At 37.2% G+C, this 20,099-nt stretch carries 20 protein-coding genes and 9 tRNA genes; 26 read left to right on the top strand and 3 right to left on the bottom strand.

Translation table 11 applies throughout. From position 1 onward, the window contains the following. Positions 1–5 precede the first annotated feature (5 nt). The 15 genes from hemY (at position 6) to P3U61_RS04800 (ending at position 6,856) form a co-directional block, all read left to right on the top strand. Entirely contained in the window at positions 6–1,409 is a 1,404-nt protein-coding gene (gene hemY / locus P3U61_RS04730; protein ID WP_014613560.1) for a protoporphyrinogen oxidase, read from the top strand. Positions 1,410–1,666: 257 nt separating this feature from the next. Continuing rightward, complete coding sequence (locus P3U61_RS04735; protein ID WP_015729355.1) at positions 1,667–2,221, top strand: RBBP9/YdeN family alpha/beta hydrolase; 555 nt, start codon at positions 1,667–1,669, stop codon at positions 2,219–2,221. 340 nt (positions 2,222–2,561) lie between these two features. Further along, a tRNA-Glu gene (locus P3U61_RS04740) sits at positions 2,562–2,633 on the top strand. A gap of 110 nt (positions 2,634–2,743) precedes the next feature. Beyond that, a tRNA-Met gene (locus P3U61_RS04745) sits at positions 2,744–2,817 on the top strand. Between the two features lie 11 nt (positions 2,818–2,828). Further along, positions 2,829–2,905, top strand: a tRNA-Asp gene (locus tag P3U61_RS04750). A gap of 10 nt (positions 2,906–2,915) precedes the next feature. Continuing rightward, positions 2,916–2,988 (top strand) — tRNA-Phe (locus P3U61_RS04755). A 14-nt stretch (positions 2,989–3,002) separates the two neighbouring features. Beyond that, positions 3,003–3,075, top strand: a tRNA-His gene (locus P3U61_RS04760). Between the two features lie 19 nt (positions 3,076–3,094). Beyond that, positions 3,095–3,168, top strand: a tRNA-Gly gene (locus P3U61_RS04765). Between the two features lie 7 nt (positions 3,169–3,175). After that, positions 3,176–3,250: transfer RNA gene (locus P3U61_RS04770), tRNA-Asn, on the top strand. A 1-nt stretch (position 3,251) separates the two neighbouring features. Next, positions 3,252–3,323 (top strand) — tRNA-Glu (locus tag P3U61_RS04775). A 49-nt stretch (positions 3,324–3,372) separates the two neighbouring features. Continuing rightward, positions 3,373–3,461 (top strand) — tRNA-Ser (locus P3U61_RS04780). Positions 3,462–4,077: 616 nt separating this feature from the next. Beyond that, a complete protein-coding gene (locus tag P3U61_RS04785; protein ID WP_014613562.1) occupies positions 4,078–4,191 on the top strand; it encodes a putative holin-like toxin in 114 nt (37 codons plus the stop codon). A gap of 353 nt (positions 4,192–4,544) precedes the next feature. Next, complete coding sequence (locus P3U61_RS04790; protein WP_199597024.1) at positions 4,545–5,897, top strand: polymorphic toxin type 50 domain-containing protein; 1,353 nt, start codon at positions 4,545–4,547, stop codon at positions 5,895–5,897. Continuing rightward, positions 5,894–6,088 (top strand): hypothetical protein, encoded by a 195-nt coding sequence (locus P3U61_RS04795; protein ID WP_063284424.1) that lies wholly within the window; start codon positions 5,894–5,896, stop codon positions 6,086–6,088. The genes P3U61_RS04790 and P3U61_RS04795 overlap by 4 nt, the downstream gene beginning before the upstream one ends. Before the next feature lie 183 nt (positions 6,089–6,271). Next, positions 6,272–6,856: a DUF4355 domain-containing protein gene (locus P3U61_RS04800; RefSeq protein WP_199569198.1), complete on the top strand. Its 585-nt coding sequence runs from the start codon at positions 6,272–6,274 to the stop codon at positions 6,854–6,856. Positions 6,857–6,914: 58 nt separating this feature from the next. Here the strand turns inward: P3U61_RS04800 and P3U61_RS04805 are convergent, their stop codons facing one another. Continuing rightward, a complete protein-coding gene (locus tag P3U61_RS04805) occupies positions 6,915–7,895 on the bottom strand; it encodes a leukocidin/hemolysin toxin family protein (RefSeq protein WP_014613567.1) in 981 nt (326 codons plus the stop codon). 1 nt (position 7,896) lies between these two features. Further along, the gene (locus tag P3U61_RS04810; protein ID WP_110179310.1) at positions 7,897–8,829 is read right to left on the bottom strand and encodes a leukocidin/hemolysin toxin family protein; all 933 of its coding nucleotides are present in this window, start codon (positions 8,827–8,829) and stop codon (positions 7,897–7,899) included. A 521-nt stretch (positions 8,830–9,350) separates the two neighbouring features. Here P3U61_RS04810 and P3U61_RS04815 point away from each other — a divergent pair. From P3U61_RS04815 to menC, 11 genes are all read left to right on the top strand, one after another. Next, positions 9,351–9,899, top strand: coding sequence for a histidine phosphatase family protein (locus P3U61_RS04815; RefSeq protein ID WP_065354152.1), 549 nt, complete (start codon positions 9,351–9,353; stop codon positions 9,897–9,899). A gap of 141 nt (positions 9,900–10,040) precedes the next feature. Continuing rightward, on the top strand, positions 10,041–11,111 hold the full coding sequence (gene ulaG / locus P3U61_RS04820) for an L-ascorbate 6-phosphate lactonase (RefSeq protein WP_096548051.1): 1,071 nt from the start codon (positions 10,041–10,043) through the stop codon (positions 11,109–11,111). Between the two features lie 27 nt (positions 11,112–11,138). Next, positions 11,139–12,566, top strand: a complete 1,428-nt coding sequence (locus P3U61_RS04825; protein ID WP_110179311.1) for a PTS ascorbate transporter subunit IIC — start codon at positions 11,139–11,141, stop codon at positions 12,564–12,566. Between the two features lie 23 nt (positions 12,567–12,589). After that, the gene (locus P3U61_RS04830) at positions 12,590–12,868 is read left to right on the top strand and encodes a PTS sugar transporter subunit IIB (protein ID WP_014613572.1); all 279 of its coding nucleotides are present in this window, start codon (positions 12,590–12,592) and stop codon (positions 12,866–12,868) included. Positions 12,869–12,880: 12 nt separating this feature from the next. Next, positions 12,881–13,348 (top strand): PTS sugar transporter subunit IIA, encoded by a 468-nt coding sequence (locus tag P3U61_RS04835; RefSeq protein ID WP_014613573.1) that lies wholly within the window; start codon positions 12,881–12,883, stop codon positions 13,346–13,348. A 16-nt stretch (positions 13,349–13,364) separates the two neighbouring features. Next, complete coding sequence (locus P3U61_RS04840) at positions 13,365–14,003, top strand: 3-keto-L-gulonate-6-phosphate decarboxylase UlaD (RefSeq protein ID WP_063284452.1); 639 nt, start codon at positions 13,365–13,367, stop codon at positions 14,001–14,003. Beyond that, the gene (locus P3U61_RS04845; RefSeq protein ID WP_014613575.1) at positions 14,003–14,866 is read left to right on the top strand and encodes an L-ribulose-5-phosphate 3-epimerase; all 864 of its coding nucleotides are present in this window, start codon (positions 14,003–14,005) and stop codon (positions 14,864–14,866) included. The genes P3U61_RS04840 and P3U61_RS04845 overlap by 1 nt, the downstream gene beginning before the upstream one ends. Continuing rightward, entirely contained in the window at positions 14,859–15,554 is a 696-nt protein-coding gene (locus tag P3U61_RS04850) for an L-ribulose-5-phosphate 4-epimerase (RefSeq protein WP_099986619.1), read from the top strand. Before P3U61_RS04845 ends, P3U61_RS04850 begins: the two co-directional genes overlap by 8 nt. A gap of 63 nt (positions 15,555–15,617) precedes the next feature. Then, on the top strand, positions 15,618–17,252 hold the full coding sequence (locus tag P3U61_RS04855) for a BglG family transcription antiterminator (protein ID WP_063284451.1): 1,635 nt from the start codon (positions 15,618–15,620) through the stop codon (positions 17,250–17,252). A gap of 174 nt (positions 17,253–17,426) precedes the next feature. Beyond that, positions 17,427–18,830, top strand: coding sequence for an o-succinylbenzoate--CoA ligase (gene menE / locus P3U61_RS04860; RefSeq protein WP_014613578.1), 1,404 nt, complete (start codon positions 17,427–17,429; stop codon positions 18,828–18,830). A gap of 2 nt (positions 18,831–18,832) precedes the next feature. Next, a complete protein-coding gene (menC, locus tag P3U61_RS04865) occupies positions 18,833–19,819 on the top strand; it encodes an o-succinylbenzoate synthase (RefSeq protein WP_110179312.1) in 987 nt (328 codons plus the stop codon). Here menC and yidD read toward each other — a convergent pair. After that, positions 19,795–20,046, bottom strand: a complete 252-nt coding sequence (gene yidD, locus P3U61_RS04870) for a membrane protein insertion efficiency factor YidD (RefSeq protein ID WP_014613580.1) — start codon at positions 20,044–20,046, stop codon at positions 19,795–19,797. The genes menC and yidD overlap by 25 nt on opposite strands. Positions 20,047–20,099: the final 53 nt, after the last annotated feature.

The raw sequence follows: 20,099 nt of genomic DNA on the forward strand, positions 1-20,099 counted from the left end.
GAAACATGACAAATGTAGCAATCATTGGTGCGGGTATTACAGGTTTATCAAGTGCATACTTTATTAAACAAAAGTATCCGCATGTGAATGTAACGATTTATGAAGCAACAGATCGACCTGGTGGCAAAATTAAAACGGTACACCATGATGGCTATACGATTGAACTTGGCCCCGAATCTTATTTAGGTCGCAAAACGATTATGACTGAAGTGGCTAAAGCAGTAGGGATGACAGATGATGATATCGTGACAAATGAAACGGGTCAATCGTATATTTTTGCCAATGATACATTATATCCGATTCCAGGCGGCGCAATTTTAGGTGTACCGACTGACATTAAACCATTTATGTCAACAAAACTCATCTCAATGAAAGGGAAATTGCGCGCATTAAAAGATTTGACGATTAAACCGATTGAGATGGAAAATGAAGACATGTCGGTAGGTGAATTTTTTAGGACACGTCTCGGTGACGAAGTACTTGAAAATTTAATTGAACCGTTACTGAGTGGTATTTATGGTACAGACATTGATGTGTTGAGTTTAATGAGTACGTTTCCGAACTTCAAAGCATTAGAGGAAGAGCACGGTAGTATCATTAAAGGGATGCAACATGTCAAAAAAGAGCGTCAACAACAAGCACAACATAATCAACAAGGCCCACAAGGACAATTTAAGCAATTCAGACATGGTTTGAATGACTTTGTGAACAAACTTGAACAATGGCTTAAAGCGCATGATGTGACATTTCATTATGAAACGCCCGTGCATGATTTAATTGGCACACAAAAGGGGTATTACGTTGAGTTAAATGACGAATCGCGTTCATTTTATGATGGTGTCATTGTCGCAACGCCACATCAAGTGTTTAGAGAGTGGTTTAGCACTGATCCGATGTTTGATTATTTTTCGAAACTAGAAGCATCATCTGTCGCTACGATTGTCTTTGCATTTGATGAAGCAAATATTGAAAATACGTCTGATGGTACAGGATTTGTGGTTGCGAGAACGAGTGCGACGGATATTACTGCGTGTACGTGGACAACCAAAAAATGGCCACATACGACACCAGAAGGCAAAGTCCTCATTCGTGCATATATCGGCAAACAAGGTGATAACATCGTTAATGAAAAGACAGATGAAGAACTGGTAGCAATCGCTAAAAATGACTTACAACAAATGATGACATTTCACGGCGAACCTGACTTTACAATCGTAAATAAAATGCCGTATGCGAGTCCTCAATATCACGTCGGTCATATTGCTCGAATTAAAGCGATACAACAACATATTTGTGACAATTATCAACATTTACAAATTACAGGTGCACCGTTTGAAGCGGTTGGATTGCCAGACTGTATTCGACAAGCAGAAACAGCAGTTAAACAATTGTTGTCACGAATTGGATAAATGATAAGAAAAAAGCTGCGAGATGTTGCAGCTTTTTTCATTTTCTTGCTGATTGTGACTAACCACATGATTTAATTATTTATAAAAACATTCAAAGGTCTTTCTGTGTCATTTAACTCAAATGCGAACTTAATTTGTAAAGTTTTGTGATAGCACTCTATTATTTGACGATTTTAAAAATTTATGTTTTCAAATGGATATGTTGATTTATGTTATGATAATAGTGTTGAATCTATAGAAAGAAGGCGTTTTGTATCATGACAAAGCTATATATTGTGCATGGTTACCAAGCCGATGCATCAAAGCATTGGTTTCCATGGTTAAAGCAATCACTTGAAATTGAAGGCCATGATGTAGAAGTACTCAACTTACCCAACTCGCATGAACCTCATGTCGAAGAATGGCTTACATATATGCGACAAACAATTCCAGAAGTTGATGCTGATACCATTTTCGTTGCACATAGTTTAGGTGTCATTACAACTTTGAAATTTTTAAACGATTTAGATGTGTCGAAAGTAGGTGGATTAGCTATTGTTTCAGGTTTCAAAGATAAGTTAGAAGGCATAGAAACTTTGGATGCCTTTATTGAACAAGAAATTGATTTCGACCAGCTTAAACATAAGATCATTAAACGTTTTGGGATTGCTTCTAAAACAGACGATATCGTGCCATATACGTTAACAGCTGAACTGTGTAAGGCACTTGATGCTAAATTTTATTTACAAGAAGAGGGAGGCCATTTTCTTGAAAAAGATGGCTATGATACATTTCTGTTCTTGAGAAATAAAATACTAAAGAATTTCGATTAAAATATGACAAATTCTTAAACGTATATCAATTCGCTTGCTTTTTTAGGCGAGCCTAAATATAATGTAGGTGTAGGATACAATTCTACATAATATTTGTATTCTCCTAATCATGTTTAAGATTCCATTTACTCTCAAGGTCCTCCTTTCGCCTTGAGAGTCTTTTTTTTGTTGTTTGAGTGCTGACTTTAACTTGTATAATGAAGCAAGGGAAGTTAATTCATCACTTTAAGTATGTTTTTGCCAAAAAGTATCTAAATTACACATATTTTTAATGGTAACATGTTGACGTTTTTAATGGTTAAATATATACTTAAAAAGTCCTTTACAGTTCTAATGGTTTGGCTCCTTGGTCAAGCGGTTAAGACACCGCCCTTTCACGGCGGTAACACGGGTTCGAGTCCCGTAGGAGTCATCACAATTTTTTAAATTTGAAATTTTTATTTTAAAAAAATTAAAAAATTGTTGACATTAGATTGATAGTTTGTTATGATAATTAAGTAAGTGATTTACAAATACTATTATCGCGGGATGGAGCAGTTCGGTAGCTCGTCGGGCTCATAACCCGAAGGTCGGTGGTTCAAATCCGCCTCCCGCAATTTTTATAAGTGGTCCCGTAGTGGAGCGGTTTAACACGCCTGCCTGTCACGCAGGAGATCGCGGGTTCGATTCCCGTCGGGACCGCCATTATTAAAATGGTTCAGTAGCTCAGTCGGTAGAGCAAAGGACTGAAAATCCTTGTGTCGGCGGTTCGATTCCGTCCTGAACCACTTCTTAAATCACGGCGGTTGTGGCGAAGTGGTTAACGCATCGGATTGTGGTTCCGACACTCGTGGGTTCGATTCCCATCAACCGCCTATATCGTTTATTTTTAATGCGGGTGTAGTTTAATGGCAAAACCTCAGCCTTCCAAGCTGATGTTGTGGGTTCGATTCCCATCACCCGCTCCATTGTTATTCCACAGTAGCTCAGTGGTAGAGCTATCGGCTGTTAACCGATCGGTCGTAGGTTCGAGTCCTACCTGTGGAGCCACGGCCCCTTGGTCAAGCGGTTAAGACACCGCCCTTTCACGGCGGTAACACGGGTTCGAGTCCCGTAGGGGTCATATAGTCAGAAGTGAAATATCGCTTCTGATTTTTTATATTTTATAAGGTGGAGAGTTGTCCGAGTTGGCCGAAGGAGCACGCCTGGAAAGTGTGTAGGCGCCACAAGCGTCTCGAGGGTTCGAATCCCTTGCTCTCCGTAAGGAGCCGAAAAAGTTTAAACTACTTTTTCGGCTCTCTTTTTACATATAAGCTCAAAACACTGTCATATCAAGGATTTGAGACTACTTCATTAAATACATAGAAAACAAAATTTAATTATACTTAACTTAGTTTTTAAAATTTTTGGTCACAATGTGGCTGATTGAAGGTGCCCAAAACACAAATTTAGTCACAAGATTTGAGTCGTTTAGCCACAATTGATCAATCATCTCATTTTTCTACAATATACATAAAAATAAAGCACTTAGTCCAATGAACAATATGGATTAGGTGCTTTTTTATTGGTAGACAGTGGAATTACTAATTGAGTAATAGTTTGTTATTGGCTTACTGAGCGCATTATCAATCGCTTATTTTATTTTTACATAACCGTAAACAATCAGTATTCATACCAGAAGTTATCATGTGGCAGCATGATAATTGCTTATGGCTTATCATGTAGATTTTGATTTAAATTTAATATACATAGACAAAATATTGTTGTCACTATAAAATGGGGTGGTGAGAGAGTTAGATAGATGGTGGCTATCTTAGTATAAAGTGAGGTGATGCCTATGAGTGCATCAACAAAATCTTTAGAAAGGAGAGCCTTTAATGATTAGTATTGCAGATGCACTAATGATTATGCTAGGGTTTGGTACATTTACTGTAGCCCTCATACATTTAGTTGTCTCAATCGATAAAAAATCAAAAAATAACCATCACTAGCTTTGGAGAATGTGATGGTTATTTAATAATCAAATAATAATCCACCGTCTTTTTAACGGTCTCATTAAGGCAATACACTTCATGTGTGTTACCTTTTATATTTATAAATTAACATATCAATTTCACTTTGTCTAATACATTAGATTCATCTATTGAAAACAGCTTTCTACAATATAAATAAAAAATAGAGCGCTTAGTCCAACAATAAGGAATAAGTGATTTTTTATATGAGTAACCGGATGGATGAGTAATGGTTTGTATTAAAGTTACTGGTTCATTAAAAGAATTTATGTAACGCTTGCAATTGATACAACTAATAATCATTGAAATAAAGGTATCGGTTAAATCAAAAAATGTCGAACTTGAGTGATTACTGGTTAGAGCGTGCTCAACAAGCGATACAATCTGAGACGCTTGAGGATGCAGCTAAAGTAGCTGAAATTGAGCGTATCGTTGCGATGATGATTGCGGACATCTACAAAAACTTATTAGCGTATTATGCCAAACTTGCGACGGCTGAAGGGATTGATTGGCGAGAAGCAAAGCAAATCGCGGATAAGTTTGATGTTGAAGCGTTCCAAATGCAAGCTAAGGCCTATGTAGAGAATAAAGATTTTAGTGATGAGGCGAATAAAGAGCTTAAACGCTACAATACAGCGATGTATGTAAACCGTGAGCAGTTGTTAAAGCATGAGCTCGGTTTGATTGTCACAAAAGGCTATGCAGAACAAGAGAATGTGGTGAATCATCATCTACAAGAGACTGTGACACGTACATTACGACATCAAGCGGGAATTTTAGGGGCTGATGTGCATGTGAAGACGACAGATGTGGAAGCAATTGTGTATTCTAACTTTGGCAAGCTGAATTGGTCTGAGCGACTTTGGAACAATCAAGATGAACTCAGAAAAGATGTTGAGCGGATGGCAAGCCATGTGATGTTACGTGGACGTCATCCATATGAGTTTGTGCCAGAGATACGCAAGAAACAGAAGCAGACAGTCGCTAATACGAAAAGGTTATTGATTACCGAAGCTGCACGTGTGCAAACGGAAGCGCAGAAATTGCACTATTTAGAGACGATAGGAAAAGATGCTGAATATGAGTTTGTGGCGAAACGTGATGAAAAGACATCTAAAATCTGTCGTCATTATGATAAGAAAGTGTTTAAAGTGAAAGACATGGTGCCTGGTGTCAATGCTCCGCCGATGCACCCCCATTGTCGAAGTACGACAGTACCTTATGTAGGTAACTGGCGTGACAAGTTCTTCAAAGATAGACAAGGGAAATACAGCGTTGAGTACGATAAAGTTTTACAAAAATCAGCTAAAGATGAAATGACGGATGCCCTGGATAGTGGTAGAATAAAAGTTGAATTAAACCCTAACAAACAGAATAGGCATCAGCTAGGTCATAAATTGTATGAAGATTATAAGAAAAAAAATATACAAAAAGGGCTTCCAATACCGAGTTATACAATATTGGACAATAGTGAATTGAATTCACTTGTACTACAAAAAGCTAGTAAAGGTCATTTGACAACTGATACTAATGGGAATTGGGATAACAAAGAAATTATTAACTTCGATAAAATTATCGGTAAAGCATACATTGATGGTAAATTTATCGCAACGAGATGGGGAAAGGTGCACTACTCAAAAACCGGAACCCATATTGTACCAAGATTGAAGGAGGATAAACAATGAAACTATGGACATATGTGGGGAAAAATGTATTGATAGAATTGAAGAATGGTCAACAATTTGTTGGTAAAGCTGATGATTATGACGATGAAATAGCTAATAATAGGGGAGAAGAATCTATATATTTAGATGACGGAATACAAATATACGACATATATAAAAGTCAAATTAAATCGATTGAAGTTTTAGATTAAGCACCGGATGAAGTGGTAAATCATTCATCTCGGTGCTCTTTTTATACCCAATTTTAAGCTACTGTATTGCAGTGGCTTTTTTTATTGCCCAAACCGTGCTTATGGCGTTAAAAGATGCAAGTGTAGTCCAAAACATGCAATGACATAAAACTTGCAAGAGTAGATTTAAAAGAGGTGCAAAATATGAAAGAACAATGGTTAAAGTTAAGCTTACAGTTTTTTAATGATGCAGGTACTGAGGAAGCCGTGAGTGATGAGAATGTTGAAACTGAACCGACACAAGAAGTTGAAGAACTGTCTGAGTCTCAAATGAAGTTAGTGAATGAGCGTGTGAATGAAGAAATGGCACGTCGTACGAAAGAGATGCGTCAACAGATTCAAGATGAATTGAATGAAAAGCAAAAAGAAGCTGATAAATTACGTAAGATGAATGCCGAACAAAAGCATCAATACGAGCTTGAAAAGGCTGAAAAAGAACGTGATGACTATAAACAACAACTTGAGTCATACAAGATGCGTCAAGAGGCGATGGCGATGTTTAATGATGCAGGTATGCAAGCCCCTGAATCTTTATTGAATATGGTTGTTCAGGATACAGCAGAAGCAACAAAAGAAGCTGTAGATAGCTTTGTTTCGATGGTGAATCAGGAAGTGCAGCGTCAATTAGAAAGTAAAGCGACACAAAACCATGTTGTTGGGAATCATGTGACGACACCGAATAATAATAAGAATACACCCCAAAAAGTAGAATTGAATTCTCCTTTTTAGGGCGTATTACAAAATATCACTTTGAAAATATTTGAATTATTGATATATCAACTTTAAATTATGATGGGTTTTTTTCATCAGAATGTGTTTTGATTAGTTTTACTGTATGCTGATCCCAATCAATTTCATAAAATGATGTAAATGTGGCATTGTTTTGATTTTTATAGTTTGTACCCATCCAATGAAAGCCATTCCAATAATTTGTATACTCATCCATTTCTCTTTGATACGTGACTTTAATTTTTGATGTTTTAGCGCCATTTGGTTTATGTGATAATACACTTAAAAATTCAGGATTAAAGTTACCTCTTGCTAAAAGTGGCATTTGACTCGTAGGTAAGAAGTTTTGTCCAGCGTTTAATTTACTTTGTCTACCACCTAAAAACAATTCATTTCCATATAGGTCATGGAAGCTATCTCGACCATATGGGCCCCAACCAGCATTCATGATTTTATGTGCTTCAACGCCCCAGCCAATAGTTTTATTATCTGTGTGTTTATCGATAGTTGTTCTATAACTTTCCTGTTTATAGTTTATTGTTTCTGAAAATGATTCTGAGCCGTTCAAACCGCCTGACAAACCTTTGGAGATACTAATGTCTCCTCCAAAAGAGTAGCCTAGAGTGTTTTGAACTTGAAACTCTTCATTTTGATTTTTTGGTGCATAATCAACTACGTTAACAGCACCTTTTGATTCTGCACTGATTGACACATTATACTTAGCCCCCCAATAAAAACTTGAATAGATATAGTCGTTAGGGTTAGGGCTTTTATAACCTGAGTTAATATTACCTGCAGCTTTAAGTACTAAGGTATCCTTATCATAGCTCTTATCCTTAATAAAATTAAAAGTTAAGAGTTGAGAAATATTTAACTTATCTGAATCTGCAGTAGCGGTAGTCTTATATAAAGTGATTTTATCGTCTACTTTTTTTTCAGATACAGGTGTAATTTGATTAGCGGCATAGACAGGATTAGAAAATAACATCAATGCCACGGATGTTGCAGTAGCAGCTTTGATAACTTTGCTTATTTTCATATTAATTATGCCCCTTTACTTTAATTTCGTGTGTTTTCCAGTTCACTTCATATTTAGTGACAAGATTTCGATTCATTAAAGCATTATGACGTCTTTCAGCAAATATGCCAGTTCTTGGGAAGAAAGTTGCATACGTAATGTCTAGATTTCTACCATAAGCAATTTCGAATTCACTTGTATCGCCTTTATCTTTTTCATGAGATACAGTTGCAATAAACGATGGATTAAAACCACTTTGAATTAAAGGAGGTAACTCATCATTTGGCACAAAAAAGTCTCTTGCATTTGGCCCGATAGGACTTCTTACAAATAAGTGTCTGTCATATGCTGATACTTGTCCATTTTCTGTATTAAATGAATTTGCTTTGACTTCCCATCTGATATTTTTTGAATTTTGTTGTGCGACTTCACTAATATAATTCTTTTGAGTATAGCTAATTTTCTTTGAATAATTAAATGCGCCTTTACCCCCAAGTAATGGTGCACTTTGGAAGTTACCGCCAACATTGTAACCTAATGTTTGGCTCACATCTATTGATTCAATTTTATTTTTAGGTAGATAATTAATTAAAGAGACATTAGGATCATTTGTTTTTAGAGCAATATTATATTGAAAAGGCCAAAGCATTCTTTTTGTTGATTCATATCCTTTCCCTTTAACATCAGTAAAACTTGTTCTAGATTTGATAAAACCTTGCATTTTAATAATTAATGCATCTTTGTTGTATTTAGGGTCTTTAACAAAGTCAAACTGAATGTTTTGAGTAACGCCCCATTTTCTGCTGCTTACATCCTCAGTTCTTTTAATAATTTGTGCTCCTTCGCCGATCTCTTCTATAGTGTTTGCAGCTTTGGTTTCTTCACTGTATGGGGTAATAAGTGGAAGAACTAAACTTATAGATAGTGTTGCGGCTAATAATTTATTTTTTACCATAAGAACCACTTTCTTTCTATATATACTTTTAATGCAATTTCATCATAATATATTTTTTGGGAATTTAAAATTAACTATTTATTAAAAGAGGAGTTAGCCTAACTATTTCGTAATAGAATATTCTTTGTTCATTTTTTCACATGAATCTATGTTCAACAATAAAAACAAGATTTTGAAAGGTATATCTAGATCGCGCTATTATCATCATAATGGCAAGAGAAGATGGATAGAGTAGTTGAAAAGACGAATGTAAACGAAGTAATATTAAAATAAGTTCGGGTTTTATTTAGCGTGGATTAAAATTTGTATTATTAACTATTTATTAACTTTGAATTTTTTCGTATTAAACAGTCATGTTTTTGATATGTTAATTCTTGTGTTGATAATTTTGTGTTTTTTATTAGCGAATAGTATTTTAAATAACCATTCATTCATAAAACGCCGGATATTATGATGCAGTCAAATGTGCCATGAAAAAAATTAATGTTATTAGTGATAAGGTTTTCTAAAGGGAGGTCAAAATGGTAAAAACGATTTATTTTGTAAGACATGCGACGAGGGAGCATACGGTGAAGTCTGATACGGCGCCATTATCAGAAAAAGGGCGACGAGAGGCAGAAAACCTTGTGAAGTGGTTTGAGGGGAAACATGTCGATGCCATTTATGCGAGTCCATATGCGCGTACGCTTGAAACTGTAGTACCACTTGCACGTGTGAACAATATAAATATTCAAGTAGAGGATGGTTTAAGAGAACGCGTCATCGGTGAATGGGTGGATGATTTTGATACATACGCTGCTGAACAATGGATGAATTTTGATTATCGCTTACTTGGAGGGGAGTCGTTGAAACAAGTGCAGAAACGTATCGTATCGAGTTTTCAGGACATTTTGTCACAAGAGAAAGGTGAGACCATTGTGATCAGTGGTCATGGTACGTCACTCGCTGTGCTCTTTCATACGTTGACAGATGGTACATTTGCTTATGAACAGTTCAAACAGATGACGATGCCTGATGTTTATACTTACAACGTTGATACAAAAGTTTTAAAACGCACATATTTGAACTGATGAATGCTTGAAATTGAATATTTTGATGCGCTAACAGTCCAGTGATGTACATGTTTTTTGTACATATATTGGACTTTTTCTTTTATAACAATAGGCATAAACTGAGAATAAGTAAGCGTTTACATATTTTGAAAGGAGTGCATGACTTTGAATCATATTAATGAAGTAACAAAGGAAAAGTGGATTTTGAATACTTTTCCGGAATGGGGCACTTGGCTCAACGAAGAAATAGAAAATGAGGTTGTGGAAGAAAATACTTTTGCCATGTGGTGGTTAGGTTGTACAGGTATTTGGTTGAAATCTCATGAGAACACGAATATTTTGTGCGATATGTGGTGTGGTACGGGTAAGCGTACGCAAAAAGTTGGGAAAATGAAAAAAGGGCATCAGATGCAACGAATGAGTGGTTGTCAAAATTTACAACCGAATTTACGAGCGCAGCCTTTTGTCATTGACCCGTTTGAGATTAAAGGTGTGGATGCTTTAGTGGTGACGCATATTCACTCAGATCATTTGGACATCAATACAGCGGCTGCAGTGATGCAAAATACGAATGAAGATGTCCCGTTTATTGGTCCTCAAGAAGTGGTCAACACATGGAAAAAATGGGGTGTGCCTGAAGAACGCTGTATCGTCGTTAAGCCAGGTGATTCCGTTCAAGTGAAAAGTATTGAAATTCAAGTGTTGGAAGCGTTCGACCGTACCGCACTCGTAACAGCAGATCCTTCTGTAACATTGAAAGGTAAGTTACCTGTGGATATGGACGAAATCGCGGTGAACTACTTATTCAAAACGTCTGGCGGTTCACTGTATCATGCGGGTGATTCACATTATTCGAATACATTTGCGAAACACGGCAATGAACACGATATCAATGTAGTCATCGGTGCATTTGGTGAAAATCCAAGAGGAATTACGGACAAAGTGACATCGGTGGATATGCTTAGAATGGCGGAAAGTTTAAAAGCAGATGTTGTCATTCCAGTGCATCATGACATTTGGACGAATTTCCAAGCAGATCCTAAAGAATTGTTATTACTATGGGAGTTTAAACGTAAAGTATTAAAGTATCAATTTAAGCCTTACATTTGGCAAGTTGGTGGTAAATTTGTATTCCCGAAAGATAAAGATGATTTAGAGTACCATTACCCACGTGGTTTTGATGATGTATTCTCTACAGATACTGATTTACCTTTCCCATCATTTTTATAAGCCATATGCATGATAGGAGGGAATCACATGCAAATATTTATGAATGGGTTTACGTGGTTTAGTAACAATATTTTATCTAAACCAGAGTTTTTCATAGGCATTATTGTATTTATTGGTTACGCATTATTGAAAAAGAAACTTTATGAATGTTTTGCGGGCTTTATTAAGGCAACAGTGGGTTACATGATTTTAACGGTAGGTGCAGGGGGCTTAGTTGCGACTTTCCGACCAATTCTTGCAGGGTTAGGGGAACGTTTTGGGTTGAAAGCGGCCGTTATTGATCCTTACTTTGGCTTAAATGCAGTTGATGGCGCGTTGAAGTCAATCGGTTTAACGACGTCATACACGATGCTAGCGCTATTGGTGGGCTTTTTACTCAATATCGTTGTTGTGTTGTTACGGAAATTCACTAAAATCAGAACATTATTTATTACAGGACACGTCATGGTGCAACAGGCGTCGACGGTGACTTGGATTATTTTCTTAGCATTTCCAGAGTATCGTAACTTTGTCGGTGCCATTTTAGTCGGTATTATCGTAGGGCTATATTGGGCTGTAGGTTCAAATTTAACGGTTGGTCCAACACAACGTTTAACGAATCATTCAGGATTTGCGATTGGTCACCAACAAATGTTTGCGATTTGGATCGTTGATAAAATTGCACCTAAAATCGGCAATAAAGAGAAGAACTTGGACAATATTAAACTGCCGAAATGGTTGTCTATTTTCCATGATAATATCGTTGCTACAGGGACATTGATGTTACTTTTCTTTGGTACGATTTTAGTTATTTTAGGTGAAGACTTCTTGCGTCATTTAGATCCTAAAAAGTTCCCTGAGACATTATCTTTTATGACATATGTCGTTTCAAGTTCGCTATCGTTTGCAGTATATCTTGCAATTTTAATGATGGGTGTGAGAATGTTCGTTGCCGAGTTAACGCAGTCTTTCCAAGGTATTTCAAACAAAATTTTACCTGGCTCACTGCCTGCTGTTGACTGCGCCGCATCTTATAACTTTACACCTCAAAATGCGATTTTATTTGGTTTTATTTTCGGCTCTATCGGACAATTTTTAACGATTCTCGGTTTGCTTGTGTTTCATTCACCAGTATTAATTATTACCGGATTCGTTCCTGTGTTCTTTGACAATGCCACAATTGCAGTGTTTGCGAATAAAGTCGGTGGTACACGTGCTGCTATGATTTGTTCGTTTGTTTCAGGTATTTGTCAAGTTGCGATAGGTGCCATTGCAGTGGTCATTTTCCAACTGTACAAATTTGGAGGATGGCATGGCAATATCGACTTTGAATTAATTTGGCCAGGTTTCGGTGCGTTGATGCAACATTTTGGTTTGATTGGTTACGTGGTGATTGTCGTTATTTTATTAATCATTCCACAGTTGCAATATCGTCGCGCTAAAGATAAAGCAGCATATGATACAGGATTCGAATAAGATGAAGAAATGAGGGAAATATCATGTTAAAAATTTTAGCAGCTTGCGGTAATGGTATGGGAAGTTCGATGGTCATTAAGATGAAAATTGAAAAATGTTTACGCGAATTAAACGTGAGTGATTTTGTTGTAGATTATTGCAGTGTCGGTGAAGCGAAATCTCAAGCAAGTAGTTATGATGTCGTTTTTGCGAGTAAACATTTGATTCACGAGCTAGAAGGGCGTACTTCTAGCAAATTGCTCGGTTTAGAAAATTTAATGGATGATCAAGAAATTAAAGAGAACTTAAAAACTGTCATTTAAAGGTGATGTGTGATGTTATCGTTTAAAGAAAGCTTAATTACAGAAAAATCAGTTTTGTTAAATCAACATGCAGACTCATGGGAAGAAGCTGTCCGTATTGCGGCGCGTCCATTAGTTGAAAGTGAAGCGGTAAAACCAGAATATGTTGATGCCATTATTAAAAGTACGCACCATTATGGGCCATATTACTTGTTAATGGAAGGGATGGCAATGCCGCATGCGCGTCCTGAAGATGGTGTGAACAGAAATGCCTTTTCATTAGTCACATTTGATACGCCGGTTCCATTTTCGGATGGCAAGCCTGCGCAAGTGTTTGTCGTACTAGCGGCAACCTCTGCAGAAATTCATACAAGTATTGCGATACCACAAATCGTTGCGGTTTTTGAAATCGAGAACATTATTGAAAAATTAAGTTCGGCGACTTCAGTTGAGGAGGTATTCGCCATTATTGATCAAGCTGATATGAGTCAATATATATAACATTGGAGGTTTAGCAATGGGATTACCATTATTACAAATTGCTTTAGATAATCAAAATATTCCAGATGCAATTACTACGATTCAACAACTCGGTGATGTCGTTGATGTTGTAGAAGTGGGAACAATTTTATGTTTACAAGAAGGAAAGGCTGCCATTGAAGTAATGCGTGCGCTATATCCTGATAAGTGTATACTTGCGGATACGAAATGTGCAGATGCAGGTAAAACGGTCGCACAAAACTGTAAAGATGCTGGTGCAAACTGGATGACGGTCATTTGTTCTGCAACACTACCAACTATGGTGGCTGCACGCAAAGTGATGGATGACTTACAAGTTGAACTTTATGGCGACTGGACATTTGAACAAGCACAACAATGGATGGACAATGGTATTCAACAAGTCGTCTATCATCAAAGTCGGGATGCATTGTTAGCAGGTGAAACATGGTCAAATGCAGACTTGGATAAAATTCGTCGACTGATTGAGATGGGCTTTAAAGTTTCAGTAACGGGTGGATTAGAACTCGACACGATTGAAAAATTTAAAGGCTTAGACGTGTATGCCTTTATAGCGGGGCGTAGTTTAAGAGAAGCAGAATCACCACACCAAGCGGCTTTAAATTTTAAAGCTGAAATTCAAAGGGTGTTTGGATAATGGTGTATTTAGGCATTTATGAAAAAGCATTGCCCAATCAAATCGACATTGAAGAGCAATTAAAAATGGCTGCGGATTTGGGATTTCAATTTTTGGAGTTATCCATTGATGAGACGGATCACCGGTTGGCACGTTTAGACTGGGGAGAAGATAAAATTAACAGTATTGTGAAGGCGCAACTCGACACAGGTGTTGCGATTCAAAGTATGTGTTTAAGTGGCCACCGCCGTTTTCCATTTGGTTCAGCTGATGCATCTAAGCGTGAAACAGCAATGATTATCATGAAAAAAGCCGTTCAACTCGCACATCAACTCGGCATTCGTGTGATTCAGTTAGCGGGCTATGATGTGTATTATGAGAAGAAAACAGCAACTTCAAGACGTTTGTTTATCGAAGGTGTAAGTGAAGCATTAAAAATAGCTGCGGAAAAACAAATCATACTCGCAATCGAAATTATGGACGACCCATTTATGTCGAGTCTAACGAAATACATGGCGATTAAAGACGAAATTCAACACCCGTTATTGAAAGTGTATCCAGACATCGGTAATTTGTCAGCTTGGCCTGAAAACGATGTAAGAAAAGAATTAGCATTAGCGGCGCATGAAATTGTCGCGGTACATTTGAAAGATACACGAGCAGTGACGGCAACTTACGAAGGTCAGTTTAAAAATGTCCCTTTTGGAGAAGGATGTGTTGATTTTGTGAATGCATTTCGTGAGTTAGAGGCTATCGATTATCACGGACCATTTTTAATTGAAATGTGGTCAGAAAATGCTGCCGATCCACGAGCAGAAATTCAAAAAGCTAAAACCTTTATTATGGAACAATTAAAAGAGAGTGGTGCATATCAACATGAATGATGCAATTATCAAACAACATGTTTATGAAGCGAATATGCAATTACCTAAAAATAATTTGGTAAAATTGACATGGGGAAATGTGAGTGTGATTGACCGTGACAAAGGCATCATCTGTATTAAACCGAGTGGTGTGCCGTATTCTAAAATGAGACCTGAAGATATGGTGATAACAGATTTAGACGGGAAACCTTTTGATAATCAATTAAAGCCGTCGTCAGATTTGGCAACACATGTCTACTTATATCAACATATGGATAATGTTCAAAGTATCGTCCACACCCATTCGTTACATGCCGTAGCTTATGCCCAAGCAGGTCGTGATATTCCTGCATATGGCACGACACACGCAGATACGTTTTATGGGCCGGTACCGTGTACGAGAAGTTTGACTGAAGCAGAAGTAGCGACGGATTATGAGTTGAATACAGGCAAAGTCATCGTAGAAACATTTGAACAAAGACAAATTGATCCCGCCGCGATTCCAGCAGTGATTGTGAATCAACATGGTCCATTTATCTTTGGTAAATCTTTAAAGAAAGCAGTAGAACATACGATTATTTTAGAAGAAGTTGCTGAAATGGCAATGAAGTCTGAATTGTTGAAGCAAGATATGAATGAAATAGATAGATTTCTATTAGACAAACATTATTTTAGAAAGCATGGTGCTACTGCTTATTACGGTCAATAAAACACGTAAGTCATTCCTTTTCTCATATAAAGTCTGATGATATTGAAGGAAGTGTGATTTCTGATGGTTGATTTCGATAAAAAATTGTTGTGCTTTTTAGATTACTTTAAAAAGCGACAAAAGTTTAAAAGTGTGAGTCAAACTGCGAAGGCCATTGGTGTATCGCGACGTATGATTTATTACTATATTAACAAATTGAACGACATTTTAAAGCTGTCAGACATGTCTCCGATATCAAAAGATGACGAAGGTTACTTTTATATTGAACCGTTGCAGTCTACGGTGATTGAAACATATTTTCATCATAAAGCATCCACGACGAATTACATTTTTAAGAGGGATGAACGTATTATTTTGATAGCATCCGCCATTTTGTTAAGTCAAAAAGTGCTCAGAGTGAAAACCTTTGAAGACTATTTTGATGTGAGTAAAAATACCGTCATTAGCGATTTGAATGAAGTGAAAAAGTGGTTGGCTCGCTATCAAATCCCTCTTTTAAATGATAAAAAACAAGGCTATTACGTTGATACAGCTGTGAATTTTGAACGCAATGTCATTTATGAAATGATTAAAATGATCGAAATTGAAGATTATCATGCATTATTTGAAAATATGCTGACCTTTAATCAAGAAGCGTGTCTCATTCATCAATATCAGTCATTTGAATATGAGTTTTATCGTGCTTTTGATCAGTATGAACATATGTTACATAAAAAGATATCGCTATCGAATAAACGGATTTTATGTCGATGTTTGTTTGTAACCCTCATTTTTCACTCAGAGCGACCGATTGCATTGGAAATTCATCAACGTCAAATGATTGAGAAACGTTTAGAATATTATATTAGCCAACAGTTAGTCGAAAAATTAAAGACTCATATGCCGTCGATAGTGACTGAGGTTCATTTTATAGCGATCCAACTGCTTTGTATTAGTAAAGATTATGATTTTTATTATGATAGTGAAAGTTTTAAAGATTTGATGTGCATTAGTGAGATGTTTATTGATGCCTTTGAACGTCAAACAGCAATTCATTTTAACGATAGAGCTGTATTTGTCGAGCTGATTCAAACGTTAGTAAAGGTCGTGTATTATCGACAGTTTTTTGGTTATGCAGATCGTTGTAATGTGACTGGGGAAATGGATAAAGATATTAACAATTGGTCAAAATTAACTGCGCAAATTATGGAACAACTTTCGCAAACACAGCAGTTTCAACAAAAATTTAGAAGACCTTTAAGTGTGTCAGATTTATCAGAGTTTGCTTATGCGATTCAATCCTTATATGTTGAACATCAAACACCCGAACATCATATGGACATTGTAGTGGTGACGAATATTTCAAAAGTGGAACAACGTATTTTGTATACGAAATTAAATGACTTGTTGCCTATCGGTCACTTTCACGGGCCATATTCTGAACGAGAAGCGACGTTGTTGTCTCAAAACTTTGACTTATGTATTACGACATCTACGTATTACAATCACCCGAATTGCCAAACGATACATATCCATAAATATTTGACTTTGAAAGATTATGAGACACTTTATCAATTGAAACAATATCGCTTGTCTTTGCAACAACGTAAATCCGAGATATTTCAGATTATTGATAATGAACAATTGTCGAAAGAGGAAAAATTTAAATATATCGAACAGTTATACGAAACGAAAATGCGATTGCAAAAGGAAATGTAGTGATTACGTTGAACAACTGTATGATTTTGATTCTTATTGTGAACAACGACTTTACTCAAGTGGTGAAGCATCGTTGTTTTTTTGTCAATTTGATCATTCAATTTTATACGATGCAAGTTTATAAGATAAGGTCTATAATAGATATAATGAATCTTTGTTTTTGGGGGGACACATATGGAACACTGGCTCGTTCAACAAGCCAAACAGCATCCAAACAAGATCGCAATCCAGACGATGAATGAAACAATCACATTTCAATCGTTATTGGACCGAGCAATGTTAAAAGGCGCACAACTCAAACAGTTACAACGTACGCGCCTCGGTTTATATTTAGATAATTCATTGGAAGCAGCAATTTTAATTCACGGTGCATGGTTGTATGACATCGAAATCGCACTCATCAATAATCGCTTAACGCCATTTGAAATTGATCGTCAAATGGTGTCGATTGATGTCGATTTAATTGTGAGTACAGCAACGCCACAAACATTCAATACATCAACCCGTGTCATACAATCTGATGATCTTGAAATGCCATCAACAGACTTAAATATGGCAGTAGATACATTTGAATTTCATCCACAAAAGATTGCTTCGATTATGTTTACATCTGGGACGACTGGCCCGCAAAAAGCAGTACCGCAGACGTTTGAAAACCATCGTATGAGCGCGGCGTCATGTCGGGAAAGTTTAGGTTTCGCTTATGATTCCAAATGGCTAGCAGTCTTGCCGATTTATCATATTTCAGGGTTAAGTATTTTATTGAGAAGCGTTCAATATGGATTTACAGTCTTTTTACTCGAAAAATTCAATACGAAAACTGTGGTGGAACTGTTTCAAACTGAAGGGATTACCCACGTATCGTTAGTCCCAATTACGTTAATGCGTCTGATGGAACAAGGTTTGGATCAACCTTACCATTTAGAAAAAGTTCTGTTAGGTGGCGCAAAGCTCGACGGGCAGTTTATTCGTCAAGCGTTAGACCGACAATTACCTATTTATAATTCGTTCGGGATGACGGAAACGTGTTCACAATTTTTAACTGCTGATCCGACGATGTTACAACGCAATCCGAATACAGTAGGTCATGCCAGTTCGGATATTGCACTTAAAGTTGTTTCACCAGATGCCAATGGTCACGGCGAACTCTATGTTAAAGGGGGCAACGTGATGCAAGGTTATTTGTATCCTGAAAATATGAACCATGTGTTTGATGAAGAGGGCTATTTCAAAACTGGGGATATTGCGAGTGTCGATGAACATGGAGACGTTGTGATTTATGACCGTCGTAAAGATTTAATTATTAGTGGCGGAGAGAATATTTATCCTTATGAAATTGAGTCTGTCGCAAAATCACATCCGTTCATTGCTGATGCGATGTGTACAAGTATCACGGACTCGGCATGGGGGCAACGTCCGATTTTATACGTTGTCGCAAAGCAATGGGTGTCAGATATGGAAGCGTTTCTTGAAGCTCGTTTAGCGAAATATAAATTACCTGTGCATATTTATTTTGTGAGGGCCTTACCTTATACAAGTACTGGAAAACTTCAAAGACGGATATTAAATGAGGGATGACCATGGAATTAACTGACATGCAATTTTATCTTTATGAACCGTCATTTATCCATCCGATTCGTACGCCGAAAGTGACAATGACACATCGAAAAACATTGTTTGTGAAATGGACGGATGAAAAGCAGCAATCATGGTTTGGGGAGTGTAATGCGTTCGACACAGCTTGGTATTATCACGAGACGATAAACAATGTGATGCATGTCTTAAAGGTGTGGTTTGAAGGTGTACGTGGCCTTGATCTAGTGTCATTTGAAGAGGCGAAACAGTGTGCGGCAACGTTAAATCCATACCCAGCTGCTCGTGCCACAGTGATGATGGCGTTGTACCAAATGTTTCACAGCCTCGAATCATTTCACGTGCCAATGACGCTGACGATTAATGGTGACTTTACGGAACGCTTGATGCGACTCGATGGTGTAGGCCGGATTAAAATTAAATGGACATCACAAATGATAGAACAAGTGAAAATGTTAGCGACGATGTATCCGGATATTCCGATTTCAACCGATGCGAATCAAACGTTAACAGCGACAGATACCAAAATGTTAGAGCGATTAAAACCGTATCTTGCGTTTATTGAAGAGCCATTTGAAACATTGGATGTCGAAGCGGATTATACTGGTTTTCCATCGATTGCACTCGATGAACAGGCGACGTGTCTTACAACAATCGAACAGCTCACCCAAAACCCGCATATCAAAACCGTCGTACTCAAACCATTTCGTTTAGGTGGGATAGATCGTGTGTTAGAAGCAATGCAAGTGTTGCAAAGCAAAGGGATTCATGTCGTTATTGGCGGAATGTATGAATGTGGGTTAAGTCGATATTTTACAGCTTGGCTTAGTCAATGGGGCGATTATGCAGGAGATGTGACCCCGGAAGGATTTTACTTTGAACGAGATGTGACAAACAATGTAGGACGGTTGCACGACGGACAGTTATATTTCGAACCGCCCGTAGTGAATCAGTCTTTATTATTACCGCTATGATGATGAGATGATTTTTTTAATGGTACAGGATCAAAGCCACCTTTATGAAACGGATGACATTTTAAAATGCGTTTCAAACCGAGCCAACTTCCTTTAAGTGCACCGTGAACTTGTATCGCTTCTAATGTATAATTGGAACATGTTGGATAAAAACGACACGAAGGCGGTGTCAGTGGCGAAATGAAACGCTGATAAAAACGGATAGCGTAAATAAACAGTGTTTTCATAGTCGAATCCTCCTTCAATCAATCATATTGTAACACAGAAAGAAAGGGCGTAT

The sequence above is a fragment of the Staphylococcus pseudintermedius genome, from assembly GCF_034042775.1.
GTDB lineage: Bacteria > Bacillota > Bacilli > Staphylococcales > Staphylococcaceae > Staphylococcus > Staphylococcus pseudintermedius.